This is a genomic window from Nocardia sp. NPDC055050, from assembly GCF_053608345.1.
Genome location: NZ_JBSGVG010000008.1, coordinates 69,912 through 91,348, shown reverse-complemented (window position 1 = coordinate 91,348; position 21,437 = coordinate 69,912). Strand labels below are relative to the sequence as shown.

The 21,437-nt window shown below is 67.8% G+C and carries 15 protein-coding genes; 13 read left to right on the top strand and 2 right to left on the bottom strand.

Going from position 1 to position 21,437, the window contains the following annotated elements; all coding sequences use genetic code 11:
* Positions 1–26 precede the first annotated feature (26 nt).
* Positions 27–1,196, top strand: coding sequence for a type III polyketide synthase (locus ACWGCN_RS10725; protein ID WP_452451539.1), 1,170 nt, complete (start codon positions 27–29; stop codon positions 1,194–1,196).
* Between the two features lie 12 nt (positions 1,197–1,208).
* Entirely contained in the window at positions 1,209–3,044 is a 1,836-nt protein-coding gene (locus ACWGCN_RS10720) for an ATP-binding cassette domain-containing protein (RefSeq protein ID WP_387445150.1), read from the top strand.
* Positions 3,045–3,086: 42 nt separating this feature from the next.
* Here ACWGCN_RS10720 and ACWGCN_RS10715 read toward each other — a convergent pair whose 3' ends face one another.
* Positions 3,087–3,983, bottom strand: a complete 897-nt coding sequence (locus tag ACWGCN_RS10715) for a glucosyl-3-phosphoglycerate synthase (RefSeq protein WP_452457614.1) — start codon at positions 3,981–3,983, stop codon at positions 3,087–3,089.
* A 157-nt stretch (positions 3,984–4,140) separates the two neighbouring features.
* Here ACWGCN_RS10715 and ACWGCN_RS10710 point away from each other — a divergent pair, with 157 nt between their 5' ends.
* The 3 genes from ACWGCN_RS10710 to ACWGCN_RS10700 all read left to right on the top strand — a co-directional run bounded on the left by ACWGCN_RS10710 (position 4,141) and on the right by ACWGCN_RS10700 (position 6,958).
* The gene (locus ACWGCN_RS10710) at positions 4,141–5,463 is read left to right on the top strand and encodes a TerD family protein (RefSeq protein WP_387445148.1); all 1,323 of its coding nucleotides are present in this window, start codon (positions 4,141–4,143) and stop codon (positions 5,461–5,463) included.
* A gap of 80 nt (positions 5,464–5,543) precedes the next feature.
* Positions 5,544–6,086: an MOSC domain-containing protein gene (locus ACWGCN_RS10705; protein WP_387445146.1), complete on the top strand. Its 543-nt coding sequence runs from the start codon at positions 5,544–5,546 to the stop codon at positions 6,084–6,086.
* Positions 6,087–6,202: 116 nt separating this feature from the next.
* Positions 6,203–6,958 (top strand): MerR family transcriptional regulator, encoded by a 756-nt coding sequence (locus tag ACWGCN_RS10700; RefSeq protein WP_452529008.1) that lies wholly within the window; start codon positions 6,203–6,205, stop codon positions 6,956–6,958.
* A gap of 212 nt (positions 6,959–7,170) precedes the next feature.
* Here ACWGCN_RS10700 and ACWGCN_RS10695 read toward each other — a convergent pair whose 3' ends face one another.
* Positions 7,171–8,187, bottom strand: a complete 1,017-nt coding sequence (locus ACWGCN_RS10695; protein WP_452457613.1) for a zinc-dependent alcohol dehydrogenase family protein — start codon at positions 8,185–8,187, stop codon at positions 7,171–7,173.
* Positions 8,188–8,609: 422 nt separating this feature from the next.
* On the opposite strand from ACWGCN_RS10695, the gene ACWGCN_RS10690 reads away from it, so the two are divergent.
* Genes ACWGCN_RS10690 through car form a run of 8 tightly spaced genes read left to right on the top strand, consistent with a single transcriptional unit; the run spans position 8,610 to position 21,436 of the window.
* The gene (locus ACWGCN_RS10690; RefSeq protein WP_452451552.1) at positions 8,610–9,581 is read left to right on the top strand and encodes an NAD-dependent epimerase/dehydratase family protein; all 972 of its coding nucleotides are present in this window, start codon (positions 8,610–8,612) and stop codon (positions 9,579–9,581) included.
* A 30-nt stretch (positions 9,582–9,611) separates the two neighbouring features.
* Positions 9,612–10,409, top strand: coding sequence for a phytanoyl-CoA dioxygenase family protein (locus tag ACWGCN_RS10685; RefSeq protein WP_449962736.1), 798 nt, complete (start codon positions 9,612–9,614; stop codon positions 10,407–10,409).
* Positions 10,410–10,421: 12 nt separating this feature from the next.
* Positions 10,422–10,961, top strand: coding sequence for a DUF6309 family protein (locus ACWGCN_RS10680; RefSeq protein ID WP_452457612.1), 540 nt, complete (start codon positions 10,422–10,424; stop codon positions 10,959–10,961).
* A complete protein-coding gene (locus ACWGCN_RS10675) occupies positions 10,958–15,100 on the top strand; it encodes an AMP-binding protein (RefSeq protein WP_452457611.1) in 4,143 nt (1,380 codons plus the stop codon). Before ACWGCN_RS10680 ends, ACWGCN_RS10675 begins: the two co-directional genes overlap by 4 nt.
* A 26-nt stretch (positions 15,101–15,126) precedes the next feature.
* Positions 15,127–16,425: an aspartate aminotransferase family protein gene (locus ACWGCN_RS10670; RefSeq protein ID WP_452457610.1), complete on the top strand. Its 1,299-nt coding sequence runs from the start codon at positions 15,127–15,129 to the stop codon at positions 16,423–16,425.
* Complete coding sequence (locus ACWGCN_RS10665) at positions 16,409–17,245, top strand: TauD/TfdA family dioxygenase (protein WP_378994803.1); 837 nt, start codon at positions 16,409–16,411, stop codon at positions 17,243–17,245. The genes ACWGCN_RS10670 and ACWGCN_RS10665 overlap by 17 nt, the downstream gene beginning before the upstream one ends.
* Positions 17,242–17,997: an SDR family oxidoreductase gene (locus ACWGCN_RS10660; RefSeq protein ID WP_379315800.1), complete on the top strand. Its 756-nt coding sequence runs from the start codon at positions 17,242–17,244 to the stop codon at positions 17,995–17,997. The genes ACWGCN_RS10665 and ACWGCN_RS10660 overlap by 4 nt, the downstream gene beginning before the upstream one ends.
* Before the next feature lie 4 nt (positions 17,998–18,001).
* Complete coding sequence (gene car, locus ACWGCN_RS10655) at positions 18,002–21,436, top strand: carboxylic acid reductase (RefSeq protein WP_452457609.1); 3,435 nt, start codon at positions 18,002–18,004, stop codon at positions 21,434–21,436.
* Position 21,437 lies beyond the last annotated feature (1 nt).

The window sequence follows — 21,437 nt, the reverse complement described above, 5'->3', positions numbered from 1 at the left end:
GATCTGTCTCGAAAGGATTTGTGCCCGTGTCTGTTTCCTTTGACCTGCTCCGCACGCCCGACGTCGAGCGCGGGCACGACCTGCTACCACCCACGCCGCCGACGACCGTCGGCGTGATCGAAGCGGTCGCCACCGGTTCGCCCTCGCTGGTCGTCGAGCAGTCCGTGAACGCGGGCCGGGTCGCCGAACTGTTCTCCGATCCCGCTCAGCGCCAGCGCATTCCGCGGATCTACGCCAAGACCAGGATCGACACCCGCCACCTCGCCATCGACCCACTCGACCCCGAGTTCCTCGAGTTCAGCCGCCAGCCCGGCACCATCCGGGAGCGGATGAACCTGTTCTTCGAACACGCCGTGCCGCTCGCCGTCGACGTCGCCCAGCGCGCCGTCGCGGGGCTGGACGACCCGGCCGAGGATATCGGCCAGTTGATCTTCGTGACCAGCACCGGCTTCATCGCTCCCGGCGTCGACGTCGCGGTGGTCAAGCAGCTGGGTCTGTCGCCGAAGGTCGGCCGGATGGTCATCAATTTCATGGGTTGCGCCGCGGCCATGAACGGCATCCGCGCCGCCGTCGACTATGTCCGGGCCCATCCGGACAAGAAGGCGATGGTGCTGTGCATCGAATTGAGTTCGGTCAACGCCGTTTTCGACGATGACGTCAACGACGTGATCACCCACAGCCTGTTCGGTGACGGCTGCGGGGCGGTGGTGATCGGCGCCAACCAGGTGCACAAGCCGCTCGCGGCAGGCAGCGTCGTGATCCGCGACAGCTTCAGCCACCTGTTCGACGACGCCGAGGACGGCATCGTGCTCGGCGTGAAGGACGCGGGCATCACCTGCGAACTGGCGACCAGCCTGCCCGACTACATCTACCGCGGTGTCGACCCGGTGGTGTCGGAAGTGCTGGCGCGCAACGGACTCGGCAAGTCCGATATCGAGTTGTGGGCGATCCACCCCGGTGGCCCCCGCATCATCGAGGAGTCGGCGCATTCGCTCGGCATTCCCGCCGAGCTGGCGGCGCCGAGCTGGGCGGTGCTCGCCGAGCACGGCAACATGCTCAGTGTCTCGCTGATCTTCGTGCTGGAGCGGATGATCCGCGACGCACAGACAGCGGCACCGATCTCTACCGGTGTGGCGTTCTCGTTCGCACCCGGTGTCACCCTCGAGGGCATCGTGTTCGATGTCATCCGAAGCTGAGAGCCGAAGGTTATGCATCTGCTCCGTTTTCTCGCCGCGCTGTCGCCGGCCAGGATCGCGGCCGTCGTCGCCGCGGGCCTGATCTGCGGCGCCGCCAACACCTACCTGGTGACGCTGATCAACGCGGTCGTCTCGCCGCGCCCGCAGCCGGACAACCTGCTGCTGCGCTTCGGTGGCACGGGTCTGGTGATCCTCGTCAGCGGTGTGCTGTCGCAGGTTCTGCTGATCCGGCTCTCCCAGGACGCGATCTACCGGTTGCGCAGCGACCTGAGCTCCGGAATCGTCTCCGCCCCACTGGAACACCTCGAACGGCTCGGCATGCATCGCCTGATGGCGACGCTCACCGAGGACGTGCGTTCGCTGTCGCAGGCCGTCACCGCCATTCCCTCGATCTGCGTGGATGTGGCGACCATCGTCGGCTGCTTCGTGTTCCTCGCCGTGGTTTCGGGACCGATTTTCGCGGTCACGGTCGGCGGCACATTGGTCGGCATCGCTTGTGTCGAACTGGTTCTCAAGCGCGTCCGCGGTATCTACCGGGAAGCTCGGGAGAACGAGGACGCGTTGCTGCGATCGTTCCAGGCCGTCACCCTCGGCATCAAGGAACTGAAGCTGCACCGTGGTCGTCGCCGTGACTTCATGGACCGGCACCTGCTCGGTTCGGCGGGCACGCTGCGCGATCAGAACACCGACGCGGGCTCGAAGTTCTCCTACGCCCAAGGCTTCGGCCAGGCGTTGCAGCTGGGCACGATGGCGCTGATCCTGTTCGTCATCGCGGCCGCACTGGATCTGCCGCGCGAGACGATGGTCGGCTACGTGCTGGTCACCACGTTCCTGGCGATGCCGATGCAGAACTTCATGCACCGCATCCCCGATCTGCTGCGTGGTGATGTGGCGCTGGCCAAGATCCGGGCGATGAACCTGTCGATGACCACGCTGCACGACGAGGAGTCGCTGCCGTATTCGGAGCGTCCAGCGGCAGGGGAGGCCAAGCTGGAACTGACCAACGTCAGCTACATCTATCGTTCGGAGGCGCCCTCGCAGGTGCCACCGCCGCCGGGATCGCACGGGCCGGGTGGGCATCCACCGCGTCCGGGGATGCCGCCGCGCGAGGGCGACGGCAGGCCGCCGCATCCGCATCCCGCTCACCCCGGCGCGCATCCGGGTGGCGGTCAGGTGGATGTCAACGGCAAGAACTGGGTCGACCACGGTGGCGTGGATGTGCGCCCGCTGGCTCCGCCGCCCGGGCGCGACGAGTCCGAGGACGCCGGTTTCCGTCTCGGCCCGATCGACCTGGTTTTCGAACCGGGCCAGATCACGTTCATCGTCGGTGGCAACGGCAGCGGGAAGTCGACGCTGGCCAAGCTCATCACCGGTCTGTATGTGCCACGCTCGGGGTCGTTGTCGCTCAACGGGGAGAGGATCGACCACGACAACATCGAGTGGTACCGGCAGAATTCGTCGGCGGTGTTCACCGATTTCCATCTGTTCGAGGATTACCTGGGTTTCGACCGCCCCGGTATCGACGCCGAAGTCCAGCGTTATCTCGACGAGTTGCAGATCGCGCACAAGGTGACGGTGCAGGACGGGCGATTGTCGACCGTCGACCTGTCGCAGGGGCAGCGCAAGCGGTTGGCCCTGCTCACCGCCCTGCTCGAAGACCGCCAGATCTATGTCTTCGACGAATGGGCCGCCGATCAGGAGCCGCGGTTCCGCGATGTGTTCTACCACGAGATCCTCACCGATCTGAAGCGCCGCGGTAAGACGGTCATCGTGATCACCCATGACGACCGGTACTTCGATTGCGCCGACCAACTGGTGAAGCTCGACTTCGGTCTCGTCGCTGTGTGAGGCGTGAACGCCGGTCCCTCGCGGGGCCGGCGTTCTCGTGTGTCAGGCGATGTCGCGGCACTCGGCGATGCGGCGCGACATCGGTGGCCGGTCCGCCAGGCTGACCTCGGAAGGTGTTCGCCGCCACCCGGTTTCCCCGGGCAGGAACTGCACCAGGCCGATCCCGGAATCCCGGATGCCGAGTCGGTCGAGCAGAGTCGCCACGACCTGGCGGCTCATCACCGCCAGTTCGTGCGTCGGCCGATGACGATGCACGCGGATCCCGAGGTCGACCTGGGCGATGGCAGACACACCGCGCCGCTGCCAGCAATCGAGCAGGATCCCGATCTCCGCGCCGTACCCGCCGGCGATGGAGATCTGCCCGAGAAACGCACGCGTGGCCCCACATTCGCCGCCGAGCGGCTGGATGATCTCGGCCAGCGCGGGTGCGAGCGCGGTGAGCAGCGGACGCGCCACGAGCTGTGTGACCCGGCCACCGCCGTCGGCATCATCGGTCGTCGGCCTGCGATAGAAGCCCTTCACCAGCGCGATGTTGGGGTCTGCGAGCAACGGTGCGAGCAGGGTGGGCGCGGACATCGGATCGGGGTCGACGAGGTCCGCGTCCAGGAAAACAATCAGGTCACCGGTACACACCGCCATCGACCGCCACAGCACCTCGCCCTTGCCCGGCCGCACCGCCACCCCCGGCAACGCCTCCTCCCGCGTGAAGACCTCGGCCCCGGCGGCGCGCGCCCGCGCGATGGTCCGATCAGCGGACCCGGCATCGAGCACGATCAACTCGTCGACCAGCCCACCGAGCAGCGGCGTCACCGAAGCGACCACCCCGGCGACGGTGTCCTCGTCATCCAGCGCGGGCACCACCACCGAGACCCGACGACCCGCCTTGCGGTCGATCAGTTCACGGACGTCCATCCAGTCAGTCAACGACACACTCACCACTCCCGCTACCGCTGCGTCTCGATCTGTGACCGAGCCCAACGGTTTTCCGCCCGTGCTTGGACATACCTACAGGTCCGTGCCGGTCACTGAACGCAGACCCGATGGCAGGCCCGGCGGGTACCGTGGGGCTCAGCCGACCAGTGGAGGGGCAGAAATCATGAGTGGGAGTGCGGCAACGATGGTCGAGGTGTCCAAAGGGTCCAAGACCGATCTCGTCGACGGGCGGTACACGGTGCGCCTGGATCTCGACAGCCCGGCCGGGGCGGTGGACATCGCGGCGGTGCTGTTGACCGTCGACGGCAAGGTGCGTTCCGATGCCGACTTCGTGTTCTTCAATAATCCGGCGGCGTCGGGCGTTCGGCTGGAATCCGATGCTGTTGTCGCGGTCGATCTCTCGGCAGTGCCCGCCGAGATCCATCGGGTGGTGATCACCGGGAGCACCGAGGCGCAGGGGATTCGGTTCGGTGCGGTCGCCGGGCTACGGGTCTGTGCCGTCGGTTCCAGTCAATCGGTGAGTTTCGTGCCGCCGGGGCTGGATTCGGAGACGGTGTTGCAAGCCGTCGCGCTGTATCGGCGGGGGAGTGGGTGGCGTCTCGACGCGATCGGTCAGGGATACAGCGCGGGGCTGGCGGCGTTCGCGACCGATCACGGCATCGTCGTCGACGAAGAACCGGCCGACGTCTCCTCGCACGTGGCCGAAGCGCCTGCACCCCAGAGTGTTGCACCCCCGGCGCCCTCGGTCGATCTGCGCAAAGTCGATGTCGTGCTGACCAAGGAGTCGCCGGATCGCCGCGCCACGATCGACCTGCGCAAGGGCGATCCGGGCTACGTCCTGACCGTCGGTCTCGAGTGGGACGGCCGCGGTGCGAAATACGACGCGAACGGTCGTGTCACCGAGTTCGGCACGGGCGACCTGGACGTGTACTTCTTCTGCCGCAACGAGATCACCGGCGACTACGTGGTCCTCAGCGGGGAGAAGGGCCACCAGGGCGACATCACGCAGTGGCCGTTCATCCATCACCAGGGCGACACCCGCGGCCCCGGGGCCGACAACCTCCCCGCCACCGAACAGGTCACCGTCCGCCCCACCGAGAACGGTGATCTGCTGCTCAACGTCTACCAATCCGTGGACAACGGTGCGGGCGCCATCGACAAATTCGGCAACCCGCGCGTGCGCGTCCGCTACGGCCGTCCCGGCCCCGACGGCCTCCCCGACAAGGATGCCGACCAGATCACCGTCATCATCGGCAACGGCAAGAGCTCCTTCTGGGCCACCGTCGCCCATATCGACGTGCGCGACGGCATCCTCACCGTCGACGGCACCATCCACTACAGCCGAGCCTTCAGCGAACGCATGCCCGTCCTCGACACCGACGGCACCTGGGTCCGCTCCGCCAAGAACGGTCCCGTAGGCCGAAGCAAGAAGGCCAACGGTCTCGGCTTGAGCCGCTACGAAGGCCAGTGCCCGACCCCTCGCTGAGTCGAAAAACGCCGGAGAGACAGCGTTGTGCCGGGTTACGCTCGCCGTGACGTTTCGAACGACGAGGGGCACGAAACACGATGAGCGGCACAGTGATCGCGGTGAACAGCAACGGTGAGTACTCGTTCAGCAAGCCGACCAGACCGAGCATTCGGCTCCTGACAGGACTCGGTGTGGAGGGCGATGTCCACGCCGGAACAACGGTCAAACACCGCTCTCGGGTCGCGCAGGACCCGACCCAGCCGAACCTGCGGCAGGTTCACCTCATGCACGAGGAACTGTTCACCGAGGTCGCCGAACACGGATTCGCCGTATTCCCCGGCGATCTCGGCGAGAACATCACCACCAGCGGCCTGGATCTACTCGCACTTCCGGTGGGGGCGCTGCTGCGGATCGGTTCCGCCGCGGTCGTGGAGATTACCGGCCTACGCAACCCGTGCGTCCAGATCGACAGGTTCCAAGACGGGCTGTTGAAGCAGCTGGTCCACCACGATGCGGCAGGCACCCTTGTGCGCAAGGCCGGAATCATGGGCGTGGTCGTCACCGGTGGCGAGGTCCACCCCGGCGACAGTATCGTTGCTGAACTTCCGCCGCAGCCGTGGAAGGCCCTGGATCGGGTCTAGCGATGTGCTGAACTCTGGATTCGGCGGGCGTATTCGGGCTTGCACCTGACGTAAGGTCAGGTTCTACCGTCGACGACACCGGCGCACAGGGCGCCGGTGGAAGTGGGATGAAGCGGATGGACCAGCGCGGAACCGAGCGTGTGTGGAAAGTCGGTGAGCTCGCGGCCGAGGCCGGACTGACGGTGCGGACGTTGCATCACTACGACCGGATCGGGTTGGTGCACCCGGCGCAACGCTCCGGCACCGGCCACCGGCTCTACACCGCGAGCGATGTCGAGCGGCTGTATCAAGTGCTGGCTCTGCGGCAACTGGGCCTGGGGCTCGACCAGATCGCGGATCTGCTCGAGGGCTCCGTGGCGATGACGCAGGTACTGGCCGCTCACCGCGACTATCTGGCCGCGCAACTGGCCGCGACCCGGGATCTGCATGCCTTGGTCGCGGCACTGACCGCCACGGTGCAAAGCCGGTCGGACGCATCCACGGATCACTTCCTGGAATTGATCAGGAGGACCGTCATGGTCGACGACACCATCAAGCAATACTTCACCGAAGAGCAGTTGACCCAGCTCGCGCTGCGCCGGGAGGAACTCGGTGAACAGCGCATTCAGCAAGCCGAAGCGGACTGGGCCGTGCTGATCCCCCAGGTCGACGCGGCGATCGCGGCGGGCACGGACCCGACCTCACCCGAGGCGCAGGAAATGGCGGCTCGGTGGATGAGGCTCTTGGAGGGCTTCCACGGCGGCGACGAAGGCCTGCGCGAGAGCATGTATCGGATGCAGGCCGAGGAGTCCGACCGGATCGAGAGCGAGTTCTGCGGACCCTCACCCGCGCAGATCGAGTTCATCACGACCGCGAACGCCGCACGCGGGTAGCAGATTCGGCAAAGGCCACTGATTCGAGGGCGCTCAAGCAACGGCGACCTGTGGGGCGCGGGGATGCTTCCCGCGCCCCACGGCAATATCGGTCGCCGAAAGGCAGCGCGCGACTACGCGCTGGAGCCTGTCGCGGCGTTGCCGGGACTCACTATGGCGACCCTGGCCGCGGCGGTGAGCTGCAGGTCGTGCGGGATCCGACGCGCCTAAAACTACGGTAGTAGTAGGGCTTTGACGGCTCGGCGTTCGTTCATCGCGCGGTAGCCCTCGGCGATCCGGTCCAGGGGGAGCACGAGGTCGAAGACTCGGCCGGGGTCGATGCGGTCGGTGCGGACGCGGTCGATGAGATCGGGAAGGAACCGGCGCACGGGGGCCGCACCGCCGCGCACACCCACCGCGGACGCGAGGATCTCGGCACTGTCGAGTTCGACAGCATGGGGGATACCGACGACGCCCAGATTCCCGCCCGCGCGGGTCGAGCGCAGAGCCTGGGTCACCGACTCGCCGGTGCCGACGCATTCCATCACCGAGTCCGCGCCGATGCCGCCGGTGAGCTCCAGCATTACCGCGACGCCCTCCGTGCCGCGTTCGGTGACGATATCGGTGGCGCCGAACGCCAGTGCGAGCTTTTGTCGTGCGGGATGCCTGCTCATCGCGATGATCCGTTCGGCGCCCAGTTCCCGTGCGGCGAGCACGGCGCACAGCCCGACCGCGCCGTCGCCGACCACAGCTGCGGTCGCCCCTGGGTGTACTTCGGCGGCGATGGCGGCGTACCAGCCGGTGCCCATCACATCGGAGAGGGCGAGCAGGCTGGGGAGGTGACGGCGATCGGGGGTCTCGTCGAGCGCGACGAGGGTGCCCGCGGCATTCGGGATACGGATGTATTCGGCCTGGCAGGTGCTCAGGAATGCGCGGTGCACGCAGCGGGATTGGTAGCCGTGGCGGCAGTTCGGGCAGGTGTTGTCGGAGGTGGCGAACGAGCCGACGACGAACTGGCCGGGCCGGAGCGTGCGCACCTCTGTGCCGACCTCTTCGATGACACCGATGTACTCGTGGCCCATCGGTTGCGGTTCGTGGACGGCCTCGATGCCGCGGTAGACCCAAAGGTCCGTCCCGCACACGCAGGTCGCGACGGTGCGGATGATCGCATCGGTCGGCGCCTCGATCCGGGGGTCGGGCAGCTGTTCGACGCGGATGTCGCCGGGGGCGTGGATGACGGTGCCGCGCATGAGATCGCTCCTGCCGTTGATCGACCGATTACCCACCTGCAGTGCGTAATGCGATTGTCTCGATCCAAACACAGTGTGGCGCAGAGTAAGACGGGAACGAGAGCTGAGTCGCTTATGTCCCGTTCGGGGCGCCCGCGCCAGGTGATCCCTGATTCCGCAGCGCATCCGCCGGCCGGGCACCTCGCCGCCGGCACCTCCTCGGCTGTGTCCGATACTCGACCCGGCGTCACATCACGACTCGCACTGCGAACGCAATATTGAAACCTGTTGAGTTGCAACATCATTGGATAACAGCGTGTTACGGTGACTGGACCGTCGGGTTCGGCAGATGTTCCGAAATATCGTGTAGGACAACATCGTTCACAACTCGAGCCATCCACTCGTGATGGTTCTCGACCACTTCTTCTCAGGGGGCCTGAGTGATGCGTGCGTTGGTGACCGGAGGTGCCGGATTTGTCGGTTCGCATGTGACGGATGCGCTCGTGGCACGCGGCGCCGAAGTGCTCGTGGTGGACGACCTCAGCCACGGCAATGTTCGAAATCTCGAGTCGGCGTTGCACCGCGGCGCGAACTTGGTCAGTGCGGACGTCCGATCGGCGGATACCGTCCGCGAGATCATGCAGCGGTTTCATCCGGATGTGGTGTTCCATCTCGCCGCGCAGGTCAGCGTCCATTATTCGATCGCGGATCCGGTGACAGACGCCGAGCAGAACGTGGTCGGTGTGGTCAGTGTGCTGGCCGCCGCAGTGGCTGCCGGGGTGCGGCGCGTGGTGTTGAGTTCGACCGGCGGTGCGATCTACGGCGAGTCCGCGCACTACCCGACACCCGAGGCGACCGCGCCCGATCCACCGTCGGCCTATGGGTTGGCGAAATGGGCGGGCGAACGATACGGGCGCTGGTTCGCCGACACCACGAATATCGATGTCGTGGCCCTGCGATACAGCAATGTCTACGGTCCGCGGCAATCACTCGACGGTGATGCCGGTGTCGTGCTGCGTTTCTGCGCGGCCGCGCTGGATCGTCGTCCGCCGATCATCTACGGCGACGGAATGCAGACCCGGGATTTCGTCTACGTCGACGACGTGGTCGAAGCCAATATCGCTGCCGCGCAATGTGGTCAGCACAGTTTCGGTGAATACAACGTGGGCACCGGGGTCGAGATCACCGTCAACGGACTGGTCGATGCGATTCGCACCGCCGCCGGCCTGCAACCGACCGCGTGGCTGCCGCATTATGCCGCCGCTCGCGACGGTGAAGTGCGCCGCAGCTGCCTCGATGTCGCCCGCGCCCGCGCCGAGCGAATCCTCGAGGCGACCACCGCCCTGCCGAATGGCATCGAACGCACCCTGAATTGGCTGCGGGACGCGCAAGCGTCCCTGGTTCCCACCGTGTAATCGCTTGTTGTCGAAGGGAGGGGCGGGCTGATGCGGCCTGTTCTCGATGATGATCACACCGGAATTCTCGCGGCGAGACAATTCGCCGAATCGGGCTATCTGATCGTGCCGGGACTGATTCCGGGCGAACTGCGCGCACGGCTGTTGCCGGAAGTGGACCGCTGGGTGGACCAGGGATTACGTGCGCGGTCCATCGACAGTTGCCGTGATCCCGCGACCTACGGAATACCGCCGGTGATGGAGCTGGAATTGCCCGCGCACGGGGAAATCCTGACGTATCGGCCGCTGATGGCGATCCTGTCCCAGCTGCTCGGACCCGATTTCGTCTACCACCATCTGCACAGTGACCGCCATGACGCGACGATCGCGGCGAAATCGTGGCACCACGACTACGAACCCAACGATCTGGCCGATTCCACCCTGGCGATGGTGCACACGCTGCATTACCTCACCGGACTCGATGACACCATGGCCGCGCTGGTGATTCTGCCGGGTTCGCATCATCAGTCGCGCGAAAAGTCGGCGATGGCGCATGTCGGCACCGACCATCTCGATGGTGAAGTGGTGATCGATTCGCTACCACCGGGTTCGACGGTGCTCTTGCATTCGGCGTTACTGCACGCGCGACGACTGTCGACGACGACGTCGGACCGGCATCGCTACTTCGTCGACGCGTCCTATTGCCAGACCGGCGCGGCGCGCTGGCGGCCGGTGAAACCGTATTGGCGCCATATGTTGGCACGTGCGCGTGAGCTGGGCCTCGGCACCGGGCTTTCGCCGGAGCTGTTCGCCGACAAGCATTTCCGAGACGATATCGCACAAGGATAGGGGCGCCCGATCATGAGAATCGTCGGAGACAGCGATCTCGCCGAGGTATTGGCGATCTACCGGGATGAGCATTGCGCGCACGGGGCGGAAGAGGGTGTGCGGTTTCGCGAAGGAGAGGACAATCTTCGCCGGGGTGACGAATTGTCGGGCACCTGGACCCGGGTGCTGTTGTCGCGGGCTGATCTGGCCGCGGTGACCCTGCCCTGGCATCTGAGCGAGGGCGGCGAGCGGGAACTGGTGCCGCGCACCGGGCTGACGGTCGAACAGGCGGCCGCGCGACTGCGCACCGAACGGGCCGATCTGGCCGCCGCCAACCCGGTGTGCACGGGGCTGATCACCGCCCTGACCGAAGCGCCGTTCACCACCGTGTTTCTCAGCGCCGCTCCGGCCGGGCACAGCGACTATGCCGATCTGCGGGCCGAGGAAGGACTGTTCCACCTCGACGGGCTGCACCGCATGATCGCGTGGGAACTCGCGGGCAGGCTGCCCGAGGGGGATCTGATCGACGGTGTCGTGGCCGGTGAGCTGCGCGGCGAAGGTGTGCGGCGATGAACGCGGACACGCTGATCGAGCTGTTGCGGCGTAACGCGCGCGAACACCCACAGCGACCCGCACTGGCCGATGCCGACCGCGTGTTCACCTATCGCGAGGTCGAGCGAATAGCCGAGGTGGCCGCGGATCGACTGTGTGCGTCGGGGGTCGGCCGGGGCGATCGTGTCGCTGTTCTCGGCGAACGAGACGCCCGGCAATGCGCGCTGATGTTCGGGGTGTGGTGCCGCGGCGCGGTCGCGGTTCCGGTCGAATCCTCGTGGAGTGCAGGTCAATTACGTCGCCGACTCGGCGCTGTCGGGGCACGCTGTGCGGTGTCGGCGACGGTCACCGACTACGGATCGGTCGTCATCGATCCGGTCGAGGCGATCGAGAGCGACGGACGGGGCGGTGCGTGCCACGTCGATGCCGGTGACCTCGCCTATCTCTCGTTCACGTCCGGGTCCTCGGGCGAGCCGAAGGCGGTCGCGGTCACGCACGGCAACGCGACTCACTATGCGCGGGCACTGTGCGAACGGCTGGGTTTCGATGCGGGCAACGCGCCGTGCGTCGGACATGTCACGACATTGGCGGCCGATCTCGGCCACACGGCGTGGTTGCTCGCACTGGCCAGCGCTGGTTCGGTGCACGTCGTCGCCGATCGCGACACCCGCGACCCAGCGGCCTTCTGGCCCGCGGTGCGCCGGGCGGGTATCTCGGTACTGAAGACGACGCCGTCTCACCTGGGCGCACTCGAACAGGACGCGGACTGTGAGCCTTTGGATGCGGTGCTGCTCGGCGGCGAACCGCTCTCCCGCGCCTTCGCCGCGAGCTTGCTCACCCGCGGTATCGCGCACCGGGTGGTCAATCACTACGGTCCCACCGAGACGACCGTCGGCGCGACGTGCTTCGTTGCGACCACGGCGGCCGAACTGCCCGAGGAGGAGGTCGTTCCCATCGGAACGGCCATCGGCGCGACAACGACGCTGCGCTTGCTCGACGACCGGGGCGATCCGGTCCCCGACGGATCGGAGGGTGAGCTGTACATCGGCGGAAGGGGGGTCACCGCGGGCTATTTCGGGTCACCGGGCGACACCGCGAGAAAGTTCGTACCGCGCGACGACGACCGGGTCTACCGCACCGGCGACATCTGTCGGCGGCGCGCGGACGGAGCACTCGTGTTCGTGCGCCGCGTCGACCGTCAGGTGAAAGTTCGGGGGTTCCGGGTCGATCCCGCCGAGGTCGAACGAGCCGCCGAGTGCGTGCCCGGCGTCGAGCGGGCAGCCGTGGTCGTCCAGTCGACGGCCGTGGGCGCTCGGCTCCGTGCGGCTGTTCGGCTGACGCCGCGCACCGACGATGCCGCGACACTGGCAGCACTGCGTGCCTACTTGCACGAAGTGCTGCCGGGTTACGCGGTGCCACAGCCGATCTTCGTGCTGCCGGAACTGCCGCTGGGGTCCACGGGCAAGCTGGATCGCCCCCGCGTCGGCGTGATGGTGACCGCACTGCTCGACTCCCGTGCGGGCGGTGCCGCCGGCTCGACTCGTCGAGGCGACGATCCGGCGGGCGGCCTCGCACACAGCATCGCCGCATTGTGGGCAGGTGCGCTGGGAGTGCAGTCGGTCGATCCCGAGGCCGACATCATCGACCTCGGTGGCGATTCGATTCTGGCCATGCGCACGATCGCCTACCTCTACCGGCGTGGTCAGCGCGTGACTTTCGACGACTTCTACCAGCATGCGACTCCGCGGCGGCTGGCGGCGGTCGCACGACCGATCGACGCCGGCGCGTCGAAGGCCGGCGGGGGACAGCAGCCCGGTCGCCGGCTCGGGCCTGCCCAGCGGTGGATGTTCGCACAGCCGGTCGGTGATCACCGGCAGTGGAATCAGTCGGTGGTGCTGCGCTGCGGTCACGCTGTAGACGCCGGTGTCCTGTCGCGCGCAGTGACCGATCTTGCCGAGCGACATGCTGTGCTGCGTACCGAGATCGGGCCCACCGGACCGGGCGCCTGTCGCGACGTCGACGAGGTGGCGACGGTCTCGTTCTCCCGGCTGCCGCGATCGGCCGCGGGGATCGCGGAGTTCGTCGAGGGTACCTGCACCGACTTGCACCTCGGCCTGGATCCGGCGGCGGGGCGGCTCCTGCGCGTGCACCTGTTCGACGGCGGTGACGACCACGACGATCGCCTCGCCATCGTGGTCCACCACCTGGCCGTCGACGGGTTCTCCTGGCACATCCTGCTCGACGATCTCGCCTACGCGTATCGAACGGCATTGCACGGCAAGCGGTTCGACCTGCCGGGTACCGGTGACTACTACCGTTGGGCGGCCGATCGTGGCGGCTCCGTGGCCGCGGTGGTGCGGCGCCCGGCTCGCACGATCGGGCCGGCGCCACGACCGGCGAGCCTGGTGTGGACGTTGGACCGGACCGCGACGGCCGCGCTCGTTCGCGAGTACGGCGGTGCGCAAGGGCTCGAAGCCCTGCTGCTGTCGGCATTCGCCGCGGTGGTGCAGCGCGGTGAGGAGCAGTCGCTCGCGGTCGAGGTGGAGACCCACGGCCGTGACGCCGGTGACGGCGGCGGTGAGTACCTCGATACGGTCGGCTGGTTCACCGCCGCCAAATGGATACTGCTGGAACGACGTTCGCCGTCGGAGCCCACCCACTCCGCCGCGGAGATCGAGCGCCTCCTCGCGGGCACGCCCGAGCAGCCGATGGACACCGTGGGTGCGCGCCCCGACATCGGGTTCAATTTTCTCGGCACGTTCGAATTGCCGGACAAGCAGACCCTGGATTGGTCGGTCGCGCCGGAACAGGCGGGTACCGCGCGCAATCCCCACTGCGACCTGCTCTACCGGCTCAAGCTCACAGCTCGCATCGTCGAGGGCCGCCTCGTCACCGACCTGGTACACCCGGGGTCCCCGGACTCCGACGACCGGGCGCGCCAGATCATGACCCGTTTCGCCGGTGCCGTCGCCGAGTACGCGGGCACGGTCGCGGCCCCCGCCACGACATCGGCACTGTCGACGTCGGGGCAGGTTCTGCTCGCGGGCGCGCGCGCACCGCGGGCCGGGGTGCGGGTGGTCGAGGAGGCGCCCCGAGTGCTGGTCACCGGCGCGACCGGCTACCTGGGCGGGCATCTGCTCTCGGCGCTGCTCGCACGCAACGCGCAGGTGACGTGTCTGGTGCGCGGGGAGCGCGACATCGAGGCCCGGCAGCGGCTGCGCCACGTGCGGGGTATCCGGGTGCTCGCCGGTGACATCACCCGGACCGACCTCGGGATGTCGGTCGACGCGACCCGCGCGGCGGGCCGGGCACAGGTGATCATCCACGCCGCGGCAGACACCCGACTGGTCGCCGCACCCGCCGAACTCGAACGAACCAACCACGCCGCGGTGTCCGGACTCCTTGCCTGGATCGACGCGCACGCACCCGACGCCCGGTTCCACCACCTGTCGACCCTCGGCGTCGCCGGCGGTGTCGAAGGCACCGCGCGACGATTCAGCGAAGCCGACCTGCGGATCGGCCAGTACTTCCGAACGCCCTACGAACGGGCCAAATTCGGGGCCGAACTGACCGTGCGACGGTGGGCTGCCCAGGGTCGGCAGTGCTATATCCATCGCAGCGGGCACATCGCGGCCGACAGCCGGACCGGGGCGTTCCAACGCAATATCGGGGACAACCGCGTCTACCAGATGATCCGCGGCTACCTGCTCGCCGGTGCCGCGCCACGTCGGCCCGCGGTGAGTTTCGGGTTCTCCTATGTCGACACCGTCGCCGCGGCGATCGCCACACTGGCAGGCCGACCCGCCTGCGCGCCCGGGGTCTATCACGTCGAAACCCCGCATCTGGTGGCCCACGACGAGCTCGTGGCCTGGAGCGCCGCGGCCGGCTACCCGGTCGTGCTCACCGACGACACCGCGTTCACGGCCGCACTCGCCCGGGTCGAGCGGTCGCATTCGGCCGCGGTGCGGCAGGCCATGGCGTGGTCGCACCACGACGCGGACCGCAATGTGCGGATCGATAGTTCCTGGACCGTCGCCGCGCTCAACCGACTCGGCATCCATTTCGCCGCGCCCACCCCGCGATGGTGGTCGACCGCGCTGGCGTGGGGGGCCGAGGCCGGGTACTTCCCGGCCGTCGCGACCGCCGACCGCACCGCCTGACCCACATCCCATCGATAGGAGGTCGAATGTCCGAGCTTTCCCCGGTTCTCGCCCAGGCCACTCCCGTCACCGCATGCCGCGGTGTGGGAATGTATCTGTTCGACGCGGCAGGCGAGCAGTATCTCGATTTCACCGCCGGTGTCGGGGTGACCAGCACCGGCCACTGCCATCCCCGCGTCGTGGAGGCCGCGCAACAGCAGGTCGCTCGCTTGATCCACGGCCAGTACACGACGGTCCTGCACGAGCCGCTGCTCGAACTGACCGCGCAGCTCGGCGCGGTGCTGCCGCCCGGTCTGGATTCGCTGTTCTACAGCAACTCCGGCAGTGAGGCGATCGAGGCCGCGGTACGCCTGGCCCGGCACGCCACGGGCAGACCCAACGTCGTCGTGTTCGACGGGTCCTTCCACGGCCGCACGATGGGGGCGGCCGCCCTGACCACCGCCTCGACCCGATATCGGGCCGGTATCGGGCCGCTGATGCCCGGTGTGGCGGTGGCACCGTTCCCGGCGGCGTTCCGGCTCGGCCTGAGCGAGGAGGCCGCCGTCGACCACGCGCTGCACGGTCTCGATCATGTTCTGGCCACCGTGACCGCGCCCGCCGAGACCGCCGCGTTGCTCGTCGAACCCGTGCTCGGCGAGGGGGGTTATGTGCCCGCACCGCCGGGATTCCTCGCCGGACTGCGTGAACGGGCCGATCGCCACGGCATGCTGCTGATCCTCGACGAGGTGCAGACCGGGTTCGGCCGCACCGGGAAATTCTGGGCGCATCAGCACGAACCGGATGCGCGCGCCGACATCCTGGTCACCGCCAAGGGTTTGGCGAGCGGGTTCCCGCTCTCGGCCATCGCCGCGTCCACCGAGCTGATGCGCCGGGCCTGGCCGTCCTCGCAGGGCGGAACCTATGGCGGCAATGCCGTGGCCTGCGCGGCCGCCCTGGCGACCTTGGCGGTGATCCGGGACGAGCAGCTGGTCGAGAACGCCGCGGTCCAGGGTGAACGACTGCTCGCCGCGATTCGCCCCGACGCGCTGGCCGTTCCCGGTATCGCGGACGTCCGTGGGCTCGGCCTGATGATCGGCATCGAGTTCTGCACGCCCGAGGGCACACCGGATCCCGACACCGCCAAACGCGCGCAGCAGGCCGCTGCGGCGCTGGGGCTGTTGCTGCTGACCTGTGGACCCTACGGAAATGTCGTCCGGATGATCCCGGCGCTGGTGGTGACGGCCGACCAGATCGACACCGCGGTCGCGCTGTGGTCGAAGGCCGTCGGCCTCGCGACCGGTGACGGCGCAGAAAGGAACGGGACCAACCATGTCGAAATCCGTTGAGATCAGCTGGGACGCAGCCGAGATCGCTCGCGACCCCGCGGTGTGGTCGCTGCGACTGCCCGGCGACGACCGCGACACCCTCGCCGCGACCGACGACGACGCGGGCAAGGTGCGGACCGCCGTGCACGCCTTCGTCGACGGCGCTGTCGAACGGGTGGGGTTCGCCCACGTCGCCGACTTCGTCGATCCCGCCGCCTCGGAAGACGACATCACCCGCACGCTGCTGTTCGTGCTCGACGGGATCGGCGTGGTCGTTCCGCAGAACGGCGCGGGCGACCTGCGCCAGGTCCTGCGAGATCGCGAGGGAGACGGCGCCACCGCACTCGGATTCCATTGCGACACCTGCGATCTGCTGGTCCTGGTGTGTCTGCAACCGGCGGCGGACGGGCAGGGATTCACTCGGCTCGCCGGCGCCCGCCGGGTCAACGACATCCTGGAAGCCGAAGACCGCGAGACCCTTTCGCTGCTGCGTGGTGACTGGACCTACGACCGCACCGGCCGTGCCGGACCGCAGATCGTGGTGTCGCCCATCCTGTTCACCCAGCCCGACGGCACCATCGGCTGCTACTACCAGACCCGAACCGTGCGTGCCTCGCTGAATGCGGACGACCCCGCCGACGCACCCCGGCTCGCCGCGCTCGACGTACTCGACGAGGTGCTGCACCGCCCCGGCGTCGGCTTCGATCTGATGCTGGCCGCGGGCGATCTGCTGATCATCCGCAACAGCCGGGCACTACACGGTCGATCGCCCTACATCGACCAACCGGGACCGAAAGCGCGCCGCGTGCTGCGGCTGTGGGTGGACAAGGAGAACCGATGAGCACCGAAGATCGCATCGCCCTGGTCACCGGTGGGGGTAGTGGGCTGGGCCGCGCGGCGGCCCTCGCGCTGCTCGAGCAGGGCTGGGCGGTGGCGCTGACCGGCCGTCGCGAAATGCTGCTGAAGGAGACCGCCGACCTCGCGAACGTCCCCGCGAGCCGAGTCCTGGTGGCACCCGCCGACATCACCGATCCCACCGCGGTCGCCGACCTGTTCACCGGAGTACAGCGGTATTTCGGCCGCCTGGATCTGCTGTTCAACAACGCCGGGGCGGCGGTACCGCGCTGTCCCATCGAGGACATCCGAGTCGAGGACTGGAATCGCGCACTCGACACTCTCGTCACCGGGGCGTTCCTGTGCGCGCAGCAGGCCTTCCGCGTGATGCGTGCCCAGTCGCCCGGTGGTGGCCGGATCATCAATATGGGCGCGCCGTCCGCGCACGCGCCCAGACCCAATGCCATCGCCTACACGACGGCCAAACACGCGCTGCTCGGCCTGACCCGGGCGCTGTCACTGGACGGGCGCGCGCACGGAATCGCCTGCGGGCAAATAGATGTCGGCAATGTGACGCCGCCCGACGGCAGTGGGCAACCCGCGGCGCGGCAGGCCGACGGCACACTGGCGGTCGAACAGACCATCCCGGCCGAGCGGTTCACCGAGGCGCTGGTGCTGATGGCCTCGATGCCGCTGGACACGAATATCCAATTTCTCGGCGTCTTCCCGACGACGATGCCGTTCGTGGGCAGGGGCTGAGACCATGGGCAGTGCGGGCATTCCGCTGGAACGCCGGATCGAGATCCTGTGCGAGGGCGACTCGCAGGCCAGGGCCGCGCTGCGCGACCCAGAACTCTCGGCGAAGCTTCGACAACCCGCACTGCCGTTGGCTCATCTCGCCGAGACGGTGATGACCGGCTACGGTGATCGGCCCGCCGTCGGGCAGCGGGTCACCGAACTCGTTGTCGACAGTGAGACAGGCTGTCGAACAACACGATTGCGGCCGGAGTTCCACACCATCACCTATCGTGAGCTGTGGGATCGCGTCGGCGCGGTCGCGGCGTCCTGGTGGGGCTTCGGGTTGCGACCCGGTGACTTCGTGGCGATCCTCGGGGTCACCGGTGGCGACTACGCGACGCTCGATCTCGCGTGCGTGCATCTGGGCGCGGTGGCAGTTCCGCTGCAGGCCAACGCATCCGGTGGCGAACTGACAACGATCCTGACCGAGACCGCGCCGCGCGTCCTCGCGGTAGGAGTGGAGTTCCTCGACCGGGCAGTGGGAAGTATTCCGGCACAGCGGTTTCCACGGGCTCTGATCATCTTCGATGTGAACCTCGGAGACGACGAGCACGCCCGCATTCTCGCCGACGCTCGACGCCGACTGCCCCTTGTCGCCGTGCGCACGCTCGACGAGATCGTCAGCGACGGCCGTGCCGAGCCGCCGGCTCCGTTGTTCGCCGATGACGCCGACTCGATGAGCCTGCTCATCTACACCTCGGGCAGCACCGGAACGCCCAAAGGCGCGATCTACACCCAGCGGCTGGTCACCAGGATGTGGCTCAACGCCAGTCCGGTGCCCGCCCTCACCCTGGCGTATATGCCGATGAGCCATGTGGCGGCGCGGCTTTCGCTCTACGGCACGTTCGGTCGTGGCGGCACCACCTATTTCACGGGGCGTCCCGATCGTTCGACTCTGCTCGACGACCTCGCGCTGGTGCGGCCCACGGAGATCGCTTTCGCGCCGAGGGTCTGTGAGCTGCTGCTGCACCGGTTCCGGGACGACGTGGACCGGCGCCGAGCAGCGGGCGCGGACCCGGACCTCGCGCGCGAGGCCGCCCTCGACACCCTGCGCCGCGAGGTGCTCGGCGGACGCGCGGTGTACGCCATCTTCGGTAGCGCCCCGATGGCCGCCGACGCGAAACTGTTCGCCGAGGCACTGCTCGGCTTCGCACTGCACGACGGGTACGGCGCCACCGAAGCACTCGACATCCTGCTCGACCATCGCATCCAGCGTCCGCCGGTGACCGACTACAAGCTGCTCGACGTGCCCGAGCTGGGCTACTTCACCACCGACCGACCACATCCGCGCGGTGAACTGCTGGTGCGCGTATCCACCGCGATCCCGGGTTACTACCGCCGGCCCGAGCTGTCCGCGGCGATCTTCGACGCCGAGGGCTACTACCGCACCGGCGATGTCATGACCGAGATCGCACCCGACCACCTCGTCTATCTCGACCGGCGCAACAACGTGCTCAAGCTGTCCAACGGCGAGTTCGTGACGGTAGCCCGGCTGGAGGCCGTCTATGGGACCAGCCCGCTGATCCGGCAGATCTTCGTCTACGGCTCCAGCGAGCGCGCCTACCTGCTCGCGGTGATCGTGCCGACCGACGAAGCACTGGCCGCCGGGTCACTGGACTCGGCGCTCACGGCGGCCCTGCGCGAGGTTGCGTCGGAGACGGGGCTGGCCGCCCACGAGATCCCGCGCGACTTCCTCGTCGAAACAGCACCTTTCACCGCCGACAACGGTCTGCTGTCCGGCCTGGGTAAGCTGCTTCGCCCGAAGGTGCGGGAGCGCTACGAGGCGAGGTTGGAGGGGATCTATCGTGATCACGCCGACGACCGGGCGGCCGAACTGCGTGAACTGCGGGCGCGCGCGGCCGAGCTTCCGTTGCTCGATGTCGTCGTGCGGGCTGCCAGGGCGGTCGTCGGCGGTGCCGAGAAGGATCTGCCCGTCGGCGCGAGTTTCACCGATCTGGGCGGTGATTCGCTGGCTGTCGTGACGTATTCGAGCCTGCTGAGCGAACTGCTCGACGTGGAGTTGCCCGCCGGGCTGCTCACCGGTCCGGGCACGGACTTCGCCGCGATCGCGGAATACGTTCGGCGACAACGACAGCCGGAGTTCGCGCGCCCGAGCTTCGCTGCCGTCCACGGGGACGACACCGTCCAGGTGCGTGCCGAGGACTTGACGCTGGAGGCGTTCCTCGACCCCGCGACCGTCGCGCGGGCGCACACGCTACCTTGGGTCGCCGAGGTCGCCGGCACCGTCCTGCTGACCGGTGCGACCGGCTATATCGGGCGCTTCCTGTGTCTGGAATGGCTGCGCCGGCTGGCCGATATCGGTGGCACGCTGATCTGTCTGGTGCGTGGTGCGGACCCGGCGGCGGCGCGATGCAGGCTCGACGACGTCTTCGACAGCGACGCCGATCTGCGTGCGGAGTTCCGGGCGCTGGCGGCCCGGCATCTCGAGATCGTTGTCGGCGATATCGCGCAACCCGCTCTCGGCGTGGGCCGTTCGGAGTGGGAGCGGCTGGCTGCGCGGGTCGACCATGTCGTGCATGCAGCAGCGCACGTCAATCATGTTCTCCCGTACCGGCATCTGTTCGACGCGAATGTGGTGGGGACCGCCGAGATCATCCGGCTGGCGTCGACCACCCGCGTCAAGTCGGTCGACTTCCTGTCCACGATCGCGGTCGCCGACTCCTCGGCACTCGACGAGGACGCTGACATCCGGGTCGCCGCACCCGGTCGCCGCATCGACGACAGCTACGCCAATGGCTACGAGGCAGGAAAGTGGGCGGGGGAGATACTGCTGCGCACAGCCCATGACCGCTGCGGACTCCCGGTGACGGTGTTCCGCTCGAACATGGCCCTGGCACACCGCCGCTATACCGGTCAGCTCAATGTCGCGGATGCCTTCACCCGGCTGCTGGTGAGCCTGGGTGCCACCGGGGTCGCGCCGCGGTCGTTCGTCCGCGGCGGGCCTGTCCACGATCACTACGACGGGCTTCCGGTCGACTTCACCGCCGCGGCGATCACGGCGCTCGGGGGTGATCCCCGACCGGATCACCGGGTCTTCCATGTCGCCAATCCCCACGACGACGGCGTTTCGCTGGACCGGCTGGTGGACTGGCTGATCGAGGCAGGGCTGCCCGTGCGGCGGATCGACAGCTACCCGGAGTGGTTCGGCCGGTTCGAAGCGGCACTGACCCGTTTGCCCGAACCGCTCCGCCGTCGCTCGGTGCTCCCGCTGCTGCCGGCCTATCGGCAACCCGCCGAGCCACGAACAGCACTGCCCACCAAGCAGTTTCAGGAAGCACTGCGCGCCGTCGGCCTGGCCGTCCCGCATCTCGATCGCGCCCTCATCGGCAAGTATCTCGCCGACTTCCGGGCGCTGAACCTGCTGGGGGACAGCGTCTGAG

What these genes read in the sequence shown, in the direction of transcription:
- ACWGCN_RS10720 (WP_387445150.1), top strand. Translation starts at nt 1,209, where the DNA reads ATGCATCTGCTCCGTTTTCTCGCCGCGCTGTCGCCGGCCAGGATCGCG.
- ACWGCN_RS10710 (WP_387445148.1), top strand. Translation starts at nt 4,141, where the DNA reads ATGAGTGGGAGTGCGGCAACGATGGTCGAGGTGTCCAAAGGGTCCAAG.
- ACWGCN_RS10705 (WP_387445146.1), top strand. Translation starts at nt 5,544, where the DNA reads ATGAGCGGCACAGTGATCGCGGTGAACAGCAACGGTGAGTACTCGTTC.
- ACWGCN_RS10700 (WP_452529008.1), top strand. Translation starts at nt 6,203, where the DNA reads ATGGACCAGCGCGGAACCGAGCGTGTGTGGAAAGTCGGTGAGCTCGCG.
- ACWGCN_RS10695 (WP_452457613.1), bottom strand. Translation starts at nt 8,187, where the DNA reads ATGCGCGGCACCGTCATCCACGCCCCCGGCGACATCCGCGTCGAACAG.
- ACWGCN_RS10690 (WP_452451552.1), top strand. Translation starts at nt 8,610, where the DNA reads ATGCGTGCGTTGGTGACCGGAGGTGCCGGATTTGTCGGTTCGCATGTG.
- ACWGCN_RS10685 (WP_449962736.1), top strand. Translation starts at nt 9,612, where the DNA reads ATGCGGCCTGTTCTCGATGATGATCACACCGGAATTCTCGCGGCGAGA.
- ACWGCN_RS10680 (WP_452457612.1), top strand. Translation starts at nt 10,422, where the DNA reads ATGAGAATCGTCGGAGACAGCGATCTCGCCGAGGTATTGGCGATCTAC.
- ACWGCN_RS10675 (WP_452457611.1), top strand. Translation starts at nt 10,958, where the DNA reads ATGAACGCGGACACGCTGATCGAGCTGTTGCGGCGTAACGCGCGCGAA.
- ACWGCN_RS10670 (WP_452457610.1), top strand. Translation starts at nt 15,127, where the DNA reads ATGTCCGAGCTTTCCCCGGTTCTCGCCCAGGCCACTCCCGTCACCGCA.
- ACWGCN_RS10665 (WP_378994803.1), top strand. Translation starts at nt 16,409, where the DNA reads ATGTCGAAATCCGTTGAGATCAGCTGGGACGCAGCCGAGATCGCTCGC.
- ACWGCN_RS10660 (WP_379315800.1), top strand. Translation starts at nt 17,242, where the DNA reads ATGAGCACCGAAGATCGCATCGCCCTGGTCACCGGTGGGGGTAGTGGG.
- car (WP_452457609.1), top strand. Translation starts at nt 18,002, where the DNA reads ATGGGCAGTGCGGGCATTCCGCTGGAACGCCGGATCGAGATCCTGTGC.